Annotated in this window: 16 protein-coding genes; 5 read left to right on the plus strand and 11 right to left on the minus strand. The window is 61.0% G+C overall.

The annotated features are described in order from the left end of the window. Positions 1 to 25: 25 nt before the first annotated feature. From QMY55_RS14360 to QMY55_RS14400, 9 genes are all read right to left on the minus strand, one after another. Positions 26 to 721 (minus strand): ABC transporter ATP-binding protein, encoded by a 696-nt coding sequence (locus tag QMY55_RS14360; protein ID WP_283484872.1) that lies wholly within the window; start codon positions 719 to 721, stop codon positions 26 to 28. Positions 722 to 892: 171 nt separating this feature from the next. Continuing rightward, entirely contained in the window at positions 893 to 1729 is an 837-nt protein-coding gene (locus QMY55_RS14365; RefSeq protein ID WP_283484873.1) for an ABC transporter ATP-binding protein, read from the minus strand. 3 nt (positions 1730 to 1732) lie between these two features. After that, a complete protein-coding gene (locus QMY55_RS14370) occupies positions 1733 to 3070 on the minus strand; it encodes a branched-chain amino acid ABC transporter permease (protein ID WP_283484874.1) in 1338 nt (445 codons plus the stop codon). 3 nt (positions 3071 to 3073) lie between these two features. Next, on the minus strand, positions 3074 to 4027 hold the full coding sequence (locus tag QMY55_RS14375; protein WP_283484875.1) for a branched-chain amino acid ABC transporter permease: 954 nt from the start codon (positions 4025 to 4027) through the stop codon (positions 3074 to 3076). 106 nt (positions 4028 to 4133) lie between these two features. Beyond that, positions 4134 to 5369, minus strand: a complete 1236-nt coding sequence (locus QMY55_RS14380; protein ID WP_283484876.1) for a branched-chain amino acid ABC transporter substrate-binding protein — start codon at positions 5367 to 5369, stop codon at positions 4134 to 4136. A gap of 223 nt (positions 5370 to 5592) precedes the next feature. Further along, the gene (locus QMY55_RS14385; RefSeq protein ID WP_283484877.1) at positions 5593 to 6828 is read right to left on the minus strand and encodes a branched-chain amino acid ABC transporter substrate-binding protein; all 1236 of its coding nucleotides are present in this window, start codon (positions 6826 to 6828) and stop codon (positions 5593 to 5595) included. Between the two features lie 200 nt (positions 6829 to 7028). Next, on the minus strand, positions 7029 to 8042 hold the full coding sequence (locus QMY55_RS14390) for a DUF4123 domain-containing protein (RefSeq protein ID WP_283484878.1): 1014 nt from the start codon (positions 8040 to 8042) through the stop codon (positions 7029 to 7031). Beyond that, positions 8039 to 8257, minus strand: a complete 219-nt coding sequence (locus tag QMY55_RS14395) for a hypothetical protein (protein WP_283484879.1) — start codon at positions 8255 to 8257, stop codon at positions 8039 to 8041. The genes QMY55_RS14390 and QMY55_RS14395 overlap by 4 nt, the downstream gene beginning before the upstream one ends. A 135-nt stretch (positions 8258 to 8392) precedes the next feature. After that, positions 8393 to 10033: a 3-(methylthio)propionyl-CoA ligase gene (locus tag QMY55_RS14400; protein ID WP_283484880.1), complete on the minus strand. Its 1641-nt coding sequence runs from the start codon at positions 10031 to 10033 to the stop codon at positions 8393 to 8395. A gap of 241 nt (positions 10034 to 10274) precedes the next feature. Here QMY55_RS14400 and QMY55_RS14405 point away from each other — a divergent pair, with 241 nt between their 5' ends. The 5 genes from QMY55_RS14405 (at position 10275) to QMY55_RS14425 (ending at position 14172) form a co-directional block, all read left to right on the plus strand. Then, the gene (locus QMY55_RS14405; protein ID WP_283484881.1) at positions 10275 to 11774 is read left to right on the plus strand and encodes a protein adenylyltransferase SelO; all 1500 of its coding nucleotides are present in this window, start codon (positions 10275 to 10277) and stop codon (positions 11772 to 11774) included. Continuing rightward, positions 11771 to 12187: a peptide-methionine (R)-S-oxide reductase MsrB gene (gene msrB / locus QMY55_RS14410; RefSeq protein ID WP_283484882.1), complete on the plus strand. Its 417-nt coding sequence runs from the start codon at positions 11771 to 11773 to the stop codon at positions 12185 to 12187. The genes QMY55_RS14405 and msrB overlap by 4 nt, the downstream gene beginning before the upstream one ends. 300 nt (positions 12188 to 12487) lie before the next feature. Beyond that, positions 12488 to 13045 (plus strand): septation protein A, encoded by a 558-nt coding sequence (locus QMY55_RS14415; RefSeq protein ID WP_283484883.1) that lies wholly within the window; start codon positions 12488 to 12490, stop codon positions 13043 to 13045. Then, positions 13042 to 13308, plus strand: coding sequence for a BolA family protein (locus QMY55_RS14420; protein ID WP_283484884.1), 267 nt, complete (start codon positions 13042 to 13044; stop codon positions 13306 to 13308). Before QMY55_RS14415 ends, QMY55_RS14420 begins: the two co-directional genes overlap by 4 nt. A gap of 72 nt (positions 13309 to 13380) precedes the next feature. Continuing rightward, positions 13381 to 14172, plus strand: coding sequence for a peptidylprolyl isomerase (locus QMY55_RS14425; RefSeq protein WP_407650517.1), 792 nt, complete (start codon positions 13381 to 13383; stop codon positions 14170 to 14172). 76 nt (positions 14173 to 14248) lie between these two features. Here QMY55_RS14425 and QMY55_RS14430 read toward each other — a convergent pair whose 3' ends face one another. Further along, on the minus strand, positions 14249 to 14956 hold the full coding sequence (locus tag QMY55_RS14430) for a hypothetical protein (RefSeq protein WP_283484886.1): 708 nt from the start codon (positions 14954 to 14956) through the stop codon (positions 14249 to 14251). Further along, entirely contained in the window at positions 14953 to 15540 is a 588-nt protein-coding gene (locus tag QMY55_RS14435) for a sigma-70 family RNA polymerase sigma factor (RefSeq protein WP_283484887.1), read from the minus strand. Before QMY55_RS14435 ends, QMY55_RS14430 begins: the two co-directional genes overlap by 4 nt. Positions 15541 to 15552 lie beyond the last annotated feature (12 nt).

Here is a 15552-nt window from a genome sequence, read left to right on the forward strand (position 1 = left end):
CAGCTCCTGCTCCGGTTCGAGGCGGCTAGACCTCCAGCCACTCCTTGCGAACTTTCTCGTTGGCCCTGAGGCCATCGGGCGTACCGTCAAAAACGATACGTCCATGGCCCATGACCAGCGCCCGGTCCGAGATATTCATGGCGATGGTGAGCTTTTGCTCGATCAGCAGCACGGACACGCCGCGCTCCTTGATCTTCTTCAGGTACTCGCCCACCAGTTCCACGATCTTGGGCGCCAAGCCCTCGGTAGGCTCGTCGATGATGATGAGATCCGGGTCGCCCATCAGCGTGCGGCACAGAGTCAGCATCTGTTGCTCGCCCCCAGACATCACGCCGGCCTCGGTGTGCTGGCGCTCCTTGAGGCGCGGAAACATCGCGTACATATCGTCAAAGCCCCAGCGGCTGCCCCTGCCATTGCCCTTTTGCCCCAGCAGCAGGTTCTGGTGCACCGTCAGGTTGGGAAACACATCACGGCTTTCCGGCACATAGCCAATGCCCAGATGGGCGACTTCATAGGCCTTCCTGCCGCGCAGGTTCTGATTCTTCCAGCCCAGCCCGCCTTCCCAGTGCACCAGGCCCATGATGGCCTTGGCCGTGGTGGAACGGCCCGAGCCATTGCGTCCCAGCAGCGCCACGATCTCGCCCTGATTGACCTCGAAATCCACACCATGCAGCACATGGCTTTTGCCGTAGTAGGCATGCAAATCATTGATCTTCAACATCTGCAGCTGTCCTCTCAGATTTTCCAAAGGCTTAAAACCTCAAAACATGCTTGCCCCATGTCAGTGACAGCAAGCAAGGGCCTGGGCCGGCCGCGCCGCCCCGCAGCGAGGCTGTCGTCCCCTTCCCGTAGAGAGAGGGGGAAGCGACGCAGCCGCTCAGGGGGAGCAACATCAGTGCCCGCCGGCCTGTTGTTCGGCAACGGAGGAACCAAGATAGGCCTCCTGCACCCGCGCATTGGCACGTACGGCCTCCGGCGTGTCAAAAGCGATCACCTCACCATAGACCACCACGGCAATCTTGTCGGCCAGGCCGAAGACCACGCCCATGTCGTGCTCCACGGTCAGCAGCGTCTTGCCTTCCGTGACCTTTTTGATGAGCTGGATGAAGTGCGCGGTTTCGCTGTTGCTCATGCCGGCCGTGGGTTCGTCCAGCAGGATGACGCTGGCGCCGCCGCCGATGGTGATGCCTATCTCCAGCGCGCGCTGCTCGGCATAGGTCAGGTTCACGGCTAGCGTGTCGCGCTTGCGATGCAGGCCTATCATCTCCATCAGTTCCTCGGTGCGCGCGTTGGCGTCGTGCAGATTGGAGAGAAAACGCCAGAAGCTGTAGCGGTAGCCGAGGCTCCAGAGCACGCCGCAGCGCAGGTTTTCAAACACCGAAAGCTTGGGAAAGATGTTGGTGATCTGAAAGCTGCGCGACAGCCCCATGCGATTGATCTCGAACGGCTTTTTGCCATCGATGCGCTCGCCGTGCAGCAGCACCTCGCCACTGGAGGGGGCGAAACGACCGCTGATCAGATTGAACAAGGTGCTCTTGCCCGCACCATTGGGGCCGATGATGGCAATGCGCTCGCCCGCATTCACGGCCAGTTGCGCACCCCGGATGATTTCGCTCTTGCCGAAGCTCTTGCGCAGATCACGCAGCTCCAGGGCGTAGGGCTGCCCCTGCTTCCGAGCCGCATGAGGGGCGGCCATTGCCGCCGCTTGTTGAATGGCAACGCTGCTCATGGCTCAAGCCTCCCTTTTCTTGACCGTCTCTTCTATCACTTCCTGAATCTGACTCCAGCGACGCGCTGTCACGCGCCTGGCCACTTCCAGCAGCCCCAGCCCCACCACCAGCACCACGATGGCCACCGTCCAGGTCGCCGCCGCGCCGGTGTCCAGCTGCGTGCCCATGAAGGACACGTTCGCACCCATTGCCGCATTGAGCTGCAGGTGATAGATCATCTCGATCAGCGCGGCCGCGCCCAGGATCGTCACGATGGCCGCCACCAGCACACCCAGATAGGGCTTGAGCAGGCGCTTGAAATGCCCGAACTTGGCCACGCGCAGATTCATCATGATGATGCTGGCCACGCCGCCGGGCGCATACATGACCATGAGCAAAAAAACCAGGCCCAGATACAGTAGCCAGGCCTTGGTCAGCTCTGACAGCAGCACCGAAGCCAGCACCAGCAGCACGGCGCCGATGATGGGGCCAAAGAAGAAAGTCGCCCCGCCCAGGAAGGTGAACAGCAGATAGCCGCCCGAGCGCACCACGCTGACGCTGTCCATGGCCGTGATGATCTCGAAATTGATGGCCGTCAGGCCACCGCCGATGCCGGCAAAAAAGCCCGCGATGATGAAGGCGAAATAGCGCACGCGCTGGGTGTTGTAGCCCACGAACTCCACGCGCTCGGGGTTGTCGCGCACGGCGTTCAGCATGCGTCCCAGTGGCGTGCCCGTGAAGGCAAACATGGCAGCCGTGCAGATGAAGCAGTACACGGCAATCAGGTAGTACACCTGCAGGCCCGAGCCGAAATCCAGGCCGAAGAACTTGCCGTAGACCCGGTCGGTGGTGATGCCGCCCTCGCCCCCGAAGAACTCGGGAAACATCAGCGCCATGGAAGCCACGAGTTCACCCAGGCCCATGGTGATCATGGCAAAGGTGGTGCCGGACTTCTTGGTCGTCACATAGCCAAACAGCGCGGCAAAGAACATGCCGGCCAGCCCGCCCACGATGGGGATCAGCACCAGCGGAATGGGCAGCTCGCCAGCGCCGGCCTTGTTCATGGCGTGAATCGCCAGGAAAGAGCCCAGGCCGGTGTAGACCGCATGGCCGAAGCTCAGCATGCCGCCCTGTCCCAGCAGCATGTTGTACGACAGGCAGATGATGATCAGATAGCCGATCTGGCTGAGCATGGTCAGCGCCAGCGAACTGGTGAAGATCAGCGGCGCCACGATCAGCGCCAGAGCGAACAGACCCCAGGTCAGGATGCGGCCCATGTTCAGCGGCTTGAAGCGGTAATGCGCCTGCGCAGGCTGCCTAGCAGCGGCAGAATTGATGCTTGTTTTTGTCATGGAATTCATGGCTCAGTCCCCTCGAGTGCCCAGCAAGCCCTTGGGGCGGAAAATCAGAATCAGCACCAGAAACAGGTACGGCAAGATGGGGGCAACCTGCGACACCGTCAGGCGCAGCACCGGCCAGCCAAAGGTGGACTCATTGACCTGATGCCCCATGGAAGCCAGCGCGCTGGCCATGGACCAGTCGATGGCCACGGCAAAGGTCTGCACCACGCCGATCAGCAGCGAAGCCACAAAAGCCCCGACCAGCGAACCCATGCCGCCCACGACGACGACCACAAAGATGATGGAGCCCACGGACGCCGCCATCGCCGGCTCGGTCACATAGGTGTTGCCACCGATCACGCCGGCCAGCCCTGCCAGCGCGCAGCCGCCACCGAAGACCAGCATGAACACGCGCGGCACGTTGTGCCCCAGCGCCTCCACCATCTCGGGGTTCTTGAGCGCGGCCTGGATCACCAGCCCGATGCGGGTACGCGTCAGCAGCAGCCACACGGCAACCAGCATCAGCAGCGCCACCAGCATCACAAAGGAGCGCGACTTGGGGAACTGCGTACCGTACAGCGTGAACAGCGGCCCCTGAAGCGACGGTGGCAGCGCATAAGGCACGGTACCTCGGCCCCAGACCAGTTGCACGACCTCCAGAATCAGATAGGACAGGCCGAAGGTGATCAGCAGCTCGGGCACATGGCCGTACTTGTGCACGCGGCGCAGGCTGTAGCGCTCGAACAGCGCGCCCAGCACGCCCACCAGCACAGGACAGATGAACAATGCGGGCCAGAAACCGATGATGCCGCTGAGCGTATAGGCGAAGTACGCGCCCAGCATGTAGAAGCTGGTGTGCGCAAAATTCAGCACACCCATCATGCTGAAGATCAGCGTCAGCCCCGAGCTGAGCATGAACAGCAGCAGCCCGTAGCTCACGCCGTTGAGCAGCGATATGGTGAAAAATTCAGGCGTCATTGACAGGCCTTGCTTTGGAGAAGATGAAAGAAAACGGCTGAAGCGCGCAGCTTGTTGTCGTGTTTATGGGCCTGCGCCGCAGCCTTCACAGCGGTAGCTTCCCGGCTCAGGAAGGCCGCTTCATCTGGCAGCTGGTCGGCGTGCTGGCCACATAGGGCTCGTAATACTTCACGGGGGCAAAGGTATAGCCGGTGTTCTCCGCGTCATACGGATATTTGCCGCCTGCTTTTTGCCACTTGGTGATGTACAGGCCCTGCTGCAGCTGGTGATCGCTCTTGCGCATCTCCACCTCGCCGTTGAAGCTCTTGATCTTCATGCCTTCCAGCGCCGCAGCCACCTTCACGGGATCGGTCGAGCCGGTCTTCACAAAGGCCGCGTCCAGCAGCGCAAACACGTGATAGATGGAGGCCTGCGTCAGGTCATCGTTGAACTTCTTCTTGAAGCTGGCCATGCTGGCCTGAATGGGCGGGCCCATGTTGTAGTGGCCGTAGCCCACGGTGAAGACCTTGCCGTCCGAGGCTGCGCCCATGGCCGTGGGAGCCCCCGCACCAAAGGCGTAATAGGTATAGAACTTGACGTTGTTCAGGCCCGCGTCGTTGGCTGCCTTGAGCAGCAGCGACAAATCTGCGCCCCAGTTGCCGGTGATCACCGTATCGGCGCCCGACTGCTTGATCTTGGCCACATAGGGGGCAAAGTCGCGTACCTGAGCCAGAGGCGAGAAGTCATCGCCCACGATCTGCACATCGGGACGCTTTTTCTTGAGCAGATCCTTGGCGTACTTGGAGACCTGCTGACCATGGCCATAGTTCTGGTTGATCAGATAGACCTTCTTGACCTCGGCATCGTCCTTCATGAAGGTGGTCAGCGCCTCCATCTTCATCGAGGTGTCGGCATCCAGGCGGAAATGCCAGTAGCTGCATTTGCCGTTGGTGAGATCGGGGTCCACGGCCGCGTAGTTCAGATAGAGCAGCTCCTTGCCCTTGTTGCGGTTGTTGTGCTTTTCCAGCGCATCCATGATGGCCAGGGCCGGCCCCGAGCCATTGCCCTGAGAGACATAGCGCACGCCCTGGTCCATGGCCGAGCGCAGAACCGCCGTCGTCTCCTGCGGGCTGAGCTTGTTGTCCATGGGGACGATCTCGAACTTCACACCCGATGCATTGCTTTTGTTGAACTCCTCGGCCAGCAACTGAAAGGTCTTGAGCTGGTTGGTTCCCACTGCAGCCATCAGGCCCGACAGGGGGTCAATCCAGGCAATCTTGACCGTCTCCCCTTTCTGAGCCCAGGCAGCACCGGCACTGACAGTCATCGCCGAAAGCGCCACGGCACGCATCACCCATTTCATACTTGTCTCCTTTCATAGTTTTCGCTAGTACCGTCTTCAATCTACCGGCGGGTAGACTTTTTCCCGCTGGGGAAAGCCTTAGAAACTATCGCCCATGCGACTTTGAAAGCCTTTAACTCAGCGATGGCGACACTTTGGAGACACAAGCGCGCAGTTGTCCGGATGGAAAAAAAGGGTGCCATGGGCACCCTTCAAGACCTCAGACCGATTCGGAGAACCGGAATCAGGAGGGTCGCTTCATCTGGCAGCTGGTCGGCGTGCTGGCCACATAGGGCTCGTAGTACTTCACGGGCACAAAGGTATAGCCGGTGTTCTCCGAGTCATAGGGGTACTTGCCGCCGGCCTTTTCCCACTTGGTGATGTACAGACCCTGCTGCAGCTGGTGGTCGCTCTTGCGCATCTCGACCTCGCCGTTGTAGTTCTGGAATTTCATGCCTTCCATGGTCGCCGCGACCTTGGCGGGGTCCGTGGTCTTGCTGCGCGCAAAAGCCTGATCCAGCATGTTCAGCCCCGTATAGACGGTGCCCGTATACATATCGTCATTGACCTTGGCCTTGAAGCCCTTGACGATTTTCTCCATGGTGCCGGGCATGTTCAGATGGCCGTAGCCCACCATATACACCTTGCCCGCAGCCGCTGCGCCCAGGGCCGTGGGAGCGCCCGTGGCAATGCCGTAATAGGTATAGAACTTGACGTTGTTCAGCCCTGCATCGTTGGCGGCCTTGATCAGCAGCGCCAGGTCCGAACCCCAGTTGCCCGTGATCACCGTATCGGCGCCCGACTGCTTGATCTTGGCGACATAGGGGGCAAAGTCACGCACCTGGGCCAGGGGAGAGAAGTCATCACCCACGATTTCCACATCGGGGCGCTTCTTCTTGAGCATTTCCTTGGCGTATTTGGAAACCTGCTGGCCGTGGCTGTAGTTCTGGTTGATCAGATAGACCTTCTTGATCTCGGGCACGTCCTTCATATAAGTGGTCAAGGCTTCCATCTTCATGGAAGTGTCGGCATCGAGGCGGAAATGCCAGTAGCTGCATTTGCTGTTGGTCAGGTCGGGGTCCACAGCCGCATAGTTGAGGAACACCACTTCCTTGCCCTTGTTGCGGGCATTGTGCTTTTCCAGTGCATCCATGATGGCCAGCGCCGGACCCGAGCCATTGCCCTGGAACACATAGCGCACGCCCTGGTCCATGGCCGAGCGCAAGGCCGCCGTGGTTTCCTGCGGGCTCAACTTGTTGTCAATGCCGATGATTTCAAACTTCACGCCCGAAGCACTGTTCTTGTTGATCTCTTCGGCTGCGTACTGCAGGCTCTTGAGCTGGTTGGAGCCCAGTGCCGCCATCAGGCCGGACAGCGGGTCGATCCATGCCACTTTCACCGTCTCACCCTTCTGGGCCATGGCGCTACCTGCACACGCCAGGATCACCGATGCTGTCAAAGCCTTGATTGCAAACTTCATTGAGCGTCTCCATTGGTGGTTATGAGCGACGCCCAGACTAAAGGGCAAGCAGGCCATCGCCGCCTGGGGCTTGCCCTAGCGCCTATCACCTTGGAGACGCTGGTTTGCCCTCAGATGCCAACATCAAAAAACATAGCTTACAGCGCTTGACAGCAAATGGTCTGAGGCCATTTTTAACGAATTAATCAATATCAGATGCCTCAGAGCGGCAACCGGCTTTCCGTCAGCGGCAGCCCCTGCGCATCGGTCATCACCCGGGGCTCACGGGCCTGCTTCTCATCATCGACCCGGGTGGCAATCTCCTCCATGGCCTTGTCGAACGACAGCTGACCAGCCTTGACCCTGGTCAGTATGGGAGACAGGCTTGGATATTGATCAAAGCGCTCCCCCACCGTCAGCGCCACGCACAGATAGTTGAGCAAGTCGCGCGTGCCCGTGAGCCCCTGCCTGCGCGCATAGACCAGTTGCTGGCGCGCAAACCAGTGCATGGCCAGCGGCGTCAGCTTGTCGCGCAGATGGACCTGATTGAGGTTCACGTAATAGATCAGCAGATCGGGCACGCTGCTCTGCACCAGCGCATCGACCTGCGCCGCGCTGAGTGCCAGAGGCAGCGGTGCGGGCGGCACGGAAAAATCGCTTGCCGCGTATTCGTGCAGACGGCCCGAACGGCTCCAGCACCACCAGTGGCCCACGGGCCCCAGCAGGGCACGGCCTTGTGCCGGGCTCAGCACCGCCTCGATGCGGCTTTGGGTATCCGCATCGCTCTGCCCCAGCAGCGCGGCCAGTATGGCCGGATCCCAAAATGCCAGATAACTGCCTTCCTTGCCCGGCATTCGAGGGTCCATGGCGCGGCGCAGATGGGCGATCAACACCGGTTGCTCGCACTCGCTGGCCAGCAGCGTCGCGCAGGGACTGGCCTGCACCACATCCAGCACGGCGTCGAGAAAACGCTGCTGCGGTTTGTTGAGCGCCTGGCCGCTGCGCCCCAAGTGCACCAGCCAGGGGCTGACCTTGCCCTCCTTGCTGTCGCGCGTGAAGGCAAACAAGGCCTCTGCACCGTTTTGCGGCAGCTGCGCCAGCAGATCTCGGTGCTGCGCGGCATCCAGCAGCAAATACAGCTGCAGTGGCTTGCCCTGGGGCCTCACCTTGGACCAGCGCTCTGCCCAGGCCTTGCGCGCCGGTTTCATCTCCTGCCAGGACAAAGGCTTGCTCATGGCAGCTCCTTGTTCACAAAAGCGGAGCGCTGCTGCGCACGGCGCGCCAGGCATTCCATGCAGACATTGCGCGGCGCAACCACATGGGCGGCCTCCGCCACGGCTTCGGGCGGGCAAGCGACGGCAGGCAGGCCCCAGGCTCCAAGCCCCCCTATCAATGCAGCGCCCAGAAGCTGCCTGCGCGGCAGGCCACAGACCGCGGGCTGCTCTGGCATTGCTGAAGACGGACAGTCGCAAGGACAGTCACCGGAAGAGGCGGCAAGAGACATGAGCAGGAAAAGCCTATGGGCGAAAACAAAAAAGCCATCATCGCATGATGATGGCTTGGTACCGGTCAGTGCGGTCGGCAATCAGACCGTGGGCAGCTTGTAGTCCTTGAGTTCTTCGCGCAGCTTGGTCTTGAGCATCTTGCCCGTAGCGCCCAGCGGGATGGCATCCACAAACACCACATCATCGGGAATCTGCCATTTCGCGGCCTTGCCTTCGAAGAACTTCAGCAGTTCCTCGCGGCTCACTTCGGCACCCGGCTTCCTGGCCACCGCCACAATGGGGCGCTCGTCCCATTTGGGATGGGGCATGCCAATACAGGCCGCCATGGCCACGGCCGGATGGGCCATGGCAATGTTTTCGATGTCGATGGAGCTGATCCATTCGCCGCCGGACTTGATCACATCCTTGCTGCGGTCGGTGATCTGCATATAGCCATCGGGGTCGATGGTTGCCACATCGCCCGTGGGGAACCAGCCGTAGCCATCGGCCCCCTGCACCAGCGGGCTGCCGCTGCCTTTGTAATAGCTGTCGATGATCCAGGGCCCGCGCACCAGCAGATCGCCATAGCTCTTGCCGTCCCAGGGCTGGTCTTCACCCGCATCGTTGACGATCTTCATCTCCACGCCAAAGATGGCACGGCCCTGCTTCTGGCGGATCTTCATCTGCTCTTCCTTGGGCAGATCCAGATGCTTGTTCTTGAGCGTGCACAACGTGCCCAGCGGACTCATCTCCGTCATGCCCCAGGCATGCAGCACATCCACGCCATAGTCGTCCTGGAACGCCGCAATCATGGCCGGTGGGCAGGCCGACCCGCCAATGACCGTGCGGTTGAGCTTGGAAAAACGCAGGCCCGCGGGCTTCATGTGACCCAGCAGCATCTGCCAGACCGTGGGCACACCGGCGGCAAAGGTCACGCCCTCTGCTTCGATCAGCTCGTAGACGGACTTGCCGTCCAGTGCCGGGCCCGGGAACACCAGCTTGCAGCCGGTGAGCGCCGCCGAATATGGAATGCCCCAGGCGTTGACGTGGAACATGGGCACGACCGGCAGCACCGAGTCGCGCGCCGACAGATTCATCACATCGGGCAAGGCCGCTGCATAGGCATGCAAGGTGCTGGAGCGGTGGCTGTACAGCGCCGCCTTGGGGTTGCCCGTGGTGCCGCTGGTGTAGCACATGCTGGACGCCGTGTTCTCGTCAAACTTCGGCCAGTGATATTCGGTGGGGTGGGAGCCTATCCAGGACTCATAGCTGATCAGCCCGGGAATGCCGCTGTCTGCGGGCAGACGGTCTGCATCACACAAAACCACCCATTGCTGAACCTGCGGGCATTTGGCATGCACGGCCTGGATGATGGGCAAAAAGCTCAGGTCAAAACACAGCGCCTTGTCTTCCGCGTGGTTCACGATCCAGGCAATCTGTTCGGGATGCAGGCGCGGGTTGATGGTGTGCAGCACCCTGCCCGAGCCGCTGACGCCAAAGTACATCTCCATGTGGCGATAGCCGTTCCAGGCCAGACTTGCCACCCGATCGCCCTGCGCCAGCCCCATGCCATCGAGTGCATGGGCCAGCTGGCGCGCCCGCGCAGCCAGATCCTTGTAGGTATATCGGTGGATATCGCCCTCCACACGACGCGAGACGATCTCCGCATCGGAATGGTGGCGCGCGGCGAACTCGATCAGGGACGAAATCAGCAACGGCTGGCTTTGCATCAGACCCAACATTGGCATGTCTCCTCGGTATCGTAGTGGTAGTCGGCAAGCATCCTAGCCTGGGCTTGGCAAACACCATCACAGGACTGTCACCAATGCGTAATTTGAGCGACGGTTGCCAACCGCTTCCCTATGGGATAGCGCCTGCCTCCCCGGGAAAAACCTAGGATTTGCCAGCGCCGAGCAAGGCTTTTGGCAGCAGCCAACAGCCCTACTCGCTCTGACCTTGACGCCCCTCAAGCACAATGACTGCATGAGCGATTCCACTGCCCCGCAATGGCACAGCCCCGGCCGTTTTGAAGCCCTGGGCCCGGCATTTTTCACCTATCTGCAACCCACTCCCGTACCCGCCCCTCACTGGGTCGCCACCAGCGCCAGCACCGCGCTATGGATGGGCCTGAGCACCGAATGGTTGGCTAGCGACGAGGCCCTGCAAGTGCTGTCCGGCAATGTGGTGGCCGACGGCAGCAAGCCCCTGGCCACGGTCTATAGCGGCCACCAGTTCGGCCACTGGGCCGGCCAGCTTGGCGATGGCCGGGCCATCCTGCTGGGCGAGACAAGCCAAGGCTTCGAAGTTCAGCTCAAGGGCGCGGGGCGCACGCCCTACTCGCGCATGGGCGACGGCCGCGCCGTGCTGCGCTCCTCGATCCGCGAGTTTCTCTGCAGCGAAGCCATGGCAGCCCTGGGAATTCCCACCACGCGTGCCCTGGCGCTGACCGGCTCGCCCCTGCCCGTGGCGCGCGAAGCCATGGAAACCGCCGCCGTCGTGACGCGCGTGGCCCAGAGCTTTGTCCGCTTTGGCCATTTCGAGCATTTCGCCGCCCGCGACATGCAGCCAGAGCTCAAGGCTCTGGCAGATCTGGTCATAGACCAGCATTACCCTGAATGCCGCCTTGCCACCTCACTGGCCGGCAATGCCTATGCCAATTTTCTGCAAGCCGTCAGCGAACGCACGGCGCGGCTGCTGGCCCAGTGGCAGGCCGTGGGCTTTTGCCACGGCGTGATGAATACCGACAACATGAGCATTCTGGGCCTGACGATCGACTATGGCCCCTTCCAGTTTCTCGATGCCTTCGACCCCGGCCATATCTGCAACCACAGCGACAACCAGGGCCGCTATGCCTTCAACCGCCAGCCCCAGGTGGCCTACTGGAATCTCTACTGCCTGGGCCAGGCCCTGCTGCCGCTGATTGGCAACGAAGAGCTGACGATTGCCGCGCTGGAGTCATACAAGAGCGTCTTCCCCGCCGCCTATGCCACGCAGATGCTGCGCAAGCTGGGTCTGCGGGACGATGCCCCAGGCACCGCCCCCGGCGAAGGCCGCTTTGCGCAGATCGTCAACCCGCTGCTGCAGATCCTGGCCGACAACAAGGTGGACTACACCATCTTCTTCACCCGCCTGACCGAAGCCGTCTCACACACGCAAGGCAGCGAGATCGACTTTGAACCGCTGCGCGACATCATTCTGGATCGCGCCACGTTCGATGCCTGGTCGCTCACCTATTCAGAGCATCTAGCACAGGTGGATAAAGAGCAAGCGGCCGATTTGATGCAAAAATCCAATCCCCGCTACGTGCTGCGCAACCACCTTGGCGAAACCGTGATTCGCGCCGCCCGCAATGGGGACTTCGCGCCCGTGCAGCAAATGCTGGCCGTGCTGCAAGCGCCTTACGATTCGCACCCGGACCATCATGCGTGGGCCGGTTTCCCGCCCGACTGGGCCTCCTCCATTGAAATCAGCTGTTCATCATGAGCTTTCCCATCCAGAAAACCGATGCCGAATGGCAGACCCTGCTGCAGGAAAAAGGCGCTGAGCCCGCCGCCTTCCAGGTCACGCGCCACGCGGCCACCGAACGCCCTTTTACCGGCAAATACGAACAGTTCTGGGCCGATGGCAGCTACCACTGCGTCTGCTGCGGCGCCAAGCTGTTCGACTCGCACACCAAGTTCGATGCGGGCTGCGGCTGGCCCAGCTTTGACCAGGCCGTGCCTGGTGCCATCACCAATATCGAGGACCGCAGCCATGGCATGGTGCGCGTCGAGACTGTCTGCAGCAGCTGCGGCGCCCATCTGGGCCATGTATTCCCCGACGGACCTACCGATACCGGACTGCGTTACTGCATGAATTCGGCGTCGCTGGACTTCCAGAAAAGTCATCAAAAATAAGAGCAAACATCGCTTTACACATAAGCGCTTGATGCGGATTTAAATCAGAATCTGCGACCCTGGCATATCTGCCCGGATCACTGAATCCGTCACGCACTCAAGGCTTTGCCCCGGACAGGCATGGCGCTTGGTGCATGATTCGCGCTTGCCCATCACGCGGGAACCCTGTGGAATCTGCGTGATCTGAATACCGTCATGACCTATGCAAATCAGGTTCAGACAAGCGCGCTGCCTCAAGGAAGCCGTCCTGACCCATTCCTGTTTGCGTAAGCCCTCACAGTAACCACCGATATTTCGCGCATGAAGCTGCTGCTTGATTTCTTTCCCATCATTCTGTTTTTCGTGGTCTTCAAGCTCTGGGGCATCTATGCCGCCACGGCCGTGGCCATCGTCGCCACCATTGCCCAGATCGCCTATCTGCGTGTCAAGAATGGCCGGGTCGAGCCCATGCAATGGATGAGCCTGGGCGTCATCGTGCTCTTCGGCGGCGCCACCTTGCTGGCCCACGACGAAAACTTCATCAAATGGAAGCCCACGGTGCTGTACTGGCTGATGGGTAGCGCGCTGCTGATCGGCCAGCTGGTGTTCAGGAAGAATCTGCTGCGCTCCGTCATGGGCGCACAGCTGCAACTGCCGGACGCCATCTGGCTCAAGCTCAACTGGGCCTGGACCGCGTTCTTCGCCGCCATGGGCGCGCTCAACCTCTGGATTGCCTACCACTTCGACACCGACACCTGGGTCAACTTCAAACTCTTTGGCGGCATGGGCCTGATGGTCGTGTTCGTCATCGCCCAGGCCATCTACATGAGCCGCTACCTGCCCCAGGAAGGCACGGACAACAAGGACCAGCAATCATGAGCGTGACCATCAGCGCCCCAGCCATGGACGCCGCGCTGCGCCAGCGCCTGACCCCCACACAGCTTGAAGTCATTGACGAAAGCTACCAGCACGCAGGCCATGCCGGTGCCAACGACAGCGGCGTGGGCACGCATTTTCGCGTCCGCATCGCCTGTGCAGGCTTTGACGGCAAAAGCCGCGTAGCACGCCATCGCCTTGTGTATGATGCACTGCAAGACTTCTTTGACCAGGGCGTTCACGCCGTCGCCATCGAAGTTTTATGACCTCAGGCTCCGTTCTACGGAGCCTGTTGCTTATGGGCTGAACTTAATTCACCTTTCTCAATCAAGATTCGAATGAGCATGAATCAAAAGCAATTGACCCGCCTGGTGGGCGCGGCCGTCCTGGGCTTTGCCGCCCTGTCCGCTTCGGCGCAAAACGTGGCCATCGTCAATGGCAAGGCCGTCCCCGTGGCCCGAGTGAACGCCCTGAAGGCCCAGATCGAAGCCAGCGGCCAGCCCGTGCCGCCCGAGATGGACAAGATGATCAAGGACGAGGTCATCGCCCGTGAAATCTTCATGCAGGAAGCCAACCGCCGCGGTCTGGCCGCCAGCGACACCTACAAGCAGCAAATGGAAATGGCCCGCCAGACCGTGCTGATCCGCGCGCTGTTTGAGGACTACGAAGCCAAGAACCCCGTGTCCGACGCCGCAGCCAAGGCCGAATACGACAAATTCGTGGCAGCCAATGGCGGCAAGGAATACAAGGCCAGCCACATCCTGGTGGAATCCGAAGACCGCGCCAAGGCCATCATTGCGGAAATCAAGGCCGGCAAGAAGTTCGAAGACATTGCCAAGAAGGAATCCAAGGACCCCGGATCGGGTGCCCGTGGTGGCGATCTGGACTGGGCCAACCCCGGCAACTACGTGCCCGAATTCACCGAAGCCCTGGTCAAGCTCAAGAAGGGCGAGTTGACAGCCGCCCCCGTCAAGAGCCAGTTCGGCTGGCACATTATCCGTCTGGATGACGAGCGTCAGGCCGAAATGCCCAAGTTCGAAGATGTGAAGCCACAGATTGTTCAGCAGTTGAAACAGCAAAAACTGCAGCAATTCCAGGATCAGCTGCGCAAAAACGCAAAAATCCAGTAACATATTTCAACGTCGGTACTGAAAAGTACTGGCTTGACCATCACCCAAGCCCGCATCATGCGGGCTTTTTTTGTTCTCAATTCTCGCCCGGCACTCTCTTTTGCGAAGCGCCTTTCGCAGGTGTCTCATGGGCTTGAGGCGGTTTTCGTGGACTGCAGAGAACAGGCTCTTCGGCCTCTGCAACAGCGGCCTGGCCCGATCTATCGGGCTTGACATGCTTTGTTTCAGAATCGGGCGGGCATGGTGGCAGCTGCGCTTTTCCCTCAGCAGACTCCTGGCTCGCCGCATCGGCGCGGGCCTTGGCCTTGTTTGGCGCAGGCGGCGCGGACGCTGGAGCCGGCCGATTGGCCGACGAAGCGGGAGCCACCGCAGCGGCGCTGGAATCCGCCATGGCATCTGCAGGCTCGGCGCTGATTTCTGCGCTGGAAGGCGCGGCGGCGGGCGCGCTCGAATGGTGCAAGGCAGCATCACCAGCAGGTTCCGCGCCCTGCTCCGTTCCACCCCACCAGGCCATGTGCTGCAGCATCAGCCAGCCGACCAGCCCCACGGCGGCCAGACCACCTAGCGCATGACGCAGCCAATGCCTGTCGTTGGCCGCCGGCTGCGTGGACACTCGCGGCCTCTCTGACTCGCGTGCCTTCTGCCCCAGTACTTTGGCCTGCTGGCGGGCATGCGCCAGTATGGCGGCACTGCTCCCGGCGCTGGGGCCACGGTCTTGCGCCACGGCATCGCGGTAGATGCCGCGCAGTGCATCGGGCCTGGCAGCCTGCTTGTCCTTGCTCATAGCCGGCCCTCCAGCGCCTGGCGCAATTTGGCGCGTGCATAGCGCAAGCGGCTCTTGGCCGTCTCTTCGGCAACCCCAGTGGCCTGTGCAATGTCTGCCACCGTCATATCCGCCTCCACCTGCAACAAAAAACATTCGCGCTGCTCGGCGGGCAAGCCTGCCAGGGCATCGAGCAGCAGCTGCGCCATGAGCTGGCGGTCCAGGCTATGGTCTGGCTCGAACCCGGACGCCGCAAACAGGCTGTCGGCCAGGCGCAAAGACTCGTCGGTATCGGCCGAGAGGCTCAGTCCCGGCTTGCGCCTGCGCCAATGATCCACCAGCCTGTGGTGCGCCATGGTGAACAGCCAGGTCGTGAATTTGCTACGCACTTCATAGCTGGCAGCGCTGTCCACGACAGCAAACCACAGGTCCTGGCTGAGATCATCGGCCAGGGCTGCGTCGGCCGTGTTACGAAAAAAATAGCGCCACAGCCGCAGAGCATGTCTTGCATACAACGACTCGAAAGCCGTGGCCTGCCCTGCTGCATAGCTTTGCATCAGGGTCTCGTCGCTCACGGAAGATGGTGCCTGCGGCAGTTCGGACATGCCCGCGATTAT

This window comes from Comamonas resistens (assembly GCF_030064165.1).
In the GTDB taxonomy this organism is placed as follows: Bacteria; Pseudomonadota; Gammaproteobacteria; order Burkholderiales; family Burkholderiaceae_C; genus Comamonas; species Comamonas resistens.

Coding starts and splice junctions, on each gene's coding strand:
- QMY55_RS14365 (WP_283484873.1), bottom strand. CDS start 1,729: ATGAGCAGCGTTGCCATTCAACAAGCGGCGGCAATGGCCGCCCCTCAT.
- QMY55_RS14395 (WP_283484879.1), bottom strand. CDS start 8,257: ATGCCAGAGCAGCCCGCGGTCTGTGGCCTGCCGCGCAGGCAGCTTCTG.
- QMY55_RS14425 (WP_407650517.1), top strand. CDS start 13,381: ATGAGCATGAATCAAAAGCAATTGACCCGCCTGGTGGGCGCGGCCGTC.
- QMY55_RS14415 (WP_283484883.1), top strand. CDS start 12,488: ATGAAGCTGCTGCTTGATTTCTTTCCCATCATTCTGTTTTTCGTGGTC.
- QMY55_RS14435 (WP_283484887.1), bottom strand. CDS start 15,540: ATGTCCGAACTGCCGCAGGCACCATCTTCCGTGAGCGACGAGACCCTG.
- msrB (WP_283484882.1), top strand. CDS start 11,771: ATGAGCTTTCCCATCCAGAAAACCGATGCCGAATGGCAGACCCTGCTG.
- QMY55_RS14400 (WP_283484880.1), bottom strand. CDS start 10,033: ATGTTGGGTCTGATGCAAAGCCAGCCGTTGCTGATTTCGTCCCTGATC.
- QMY55_RS14430 (WP_283484886.1), bottom strand. CDS start 14,956: ATGAGCAAGGACAAGCAGGCTGCCAGGCCCGATGCACTGCGCGGCATC.
- QMY55_RS14420 (WP_283484884.1), top strand. CDS start 13,042: ATGAGCGTGACCATCAGCGCCCCAGCCATGGACGCCGCGCTGCGCCAG.
- QMY55_RS14370 (WP_283484874.1), bottom strand. CDS start 3,070: ATGAATTCCATGACAAAAACAAGCATCAATTCTGCCGCTGCTAGGCAG.
- QMY55_RS14390 (WP_283484878.1), bottom strand. CDS start 8,042: ATGAGCAAGCCTTTGTCCTGGCAGGAGATGAAACCGGCGCGCAAGGCC.
- QMY55_RS14385 (WP_283484877.1), bottom strand. CDS start 6,828: ATGAAGTTTGCAATCAAGGCTTTGACAGCATCGGTGATCCTGGCGTGT.
- QMY55_RS14375 (WP_283484875.1), bottom strand. CDS start 4,027: ATGACGCCTGAATTTTTCACCATATCGCTGCTCAACGGCGTGAGCTAC.
- QMY55_RS14380 (WP_283484876.1), bottom strand. CDS start 5,369: ATGAAATGGGTGATGCGTGCCGTGGCGCTTTCGGCGATGACTGTCAGT.
- QMY55_RS14360 (WP_283484872.1), bottom strand. CDS start 721: ATGTTGAAGATCAATGATTTGCATGCCTACTACGGCAAAAGCCATGTG.
- QMY55_RS14405 (WP_283484881.1), top strand. CDS start 10,275: ATGAGCGATTCCACTGCCCCGCAATGGCACAGCCCCGGCCGTTTTGAA.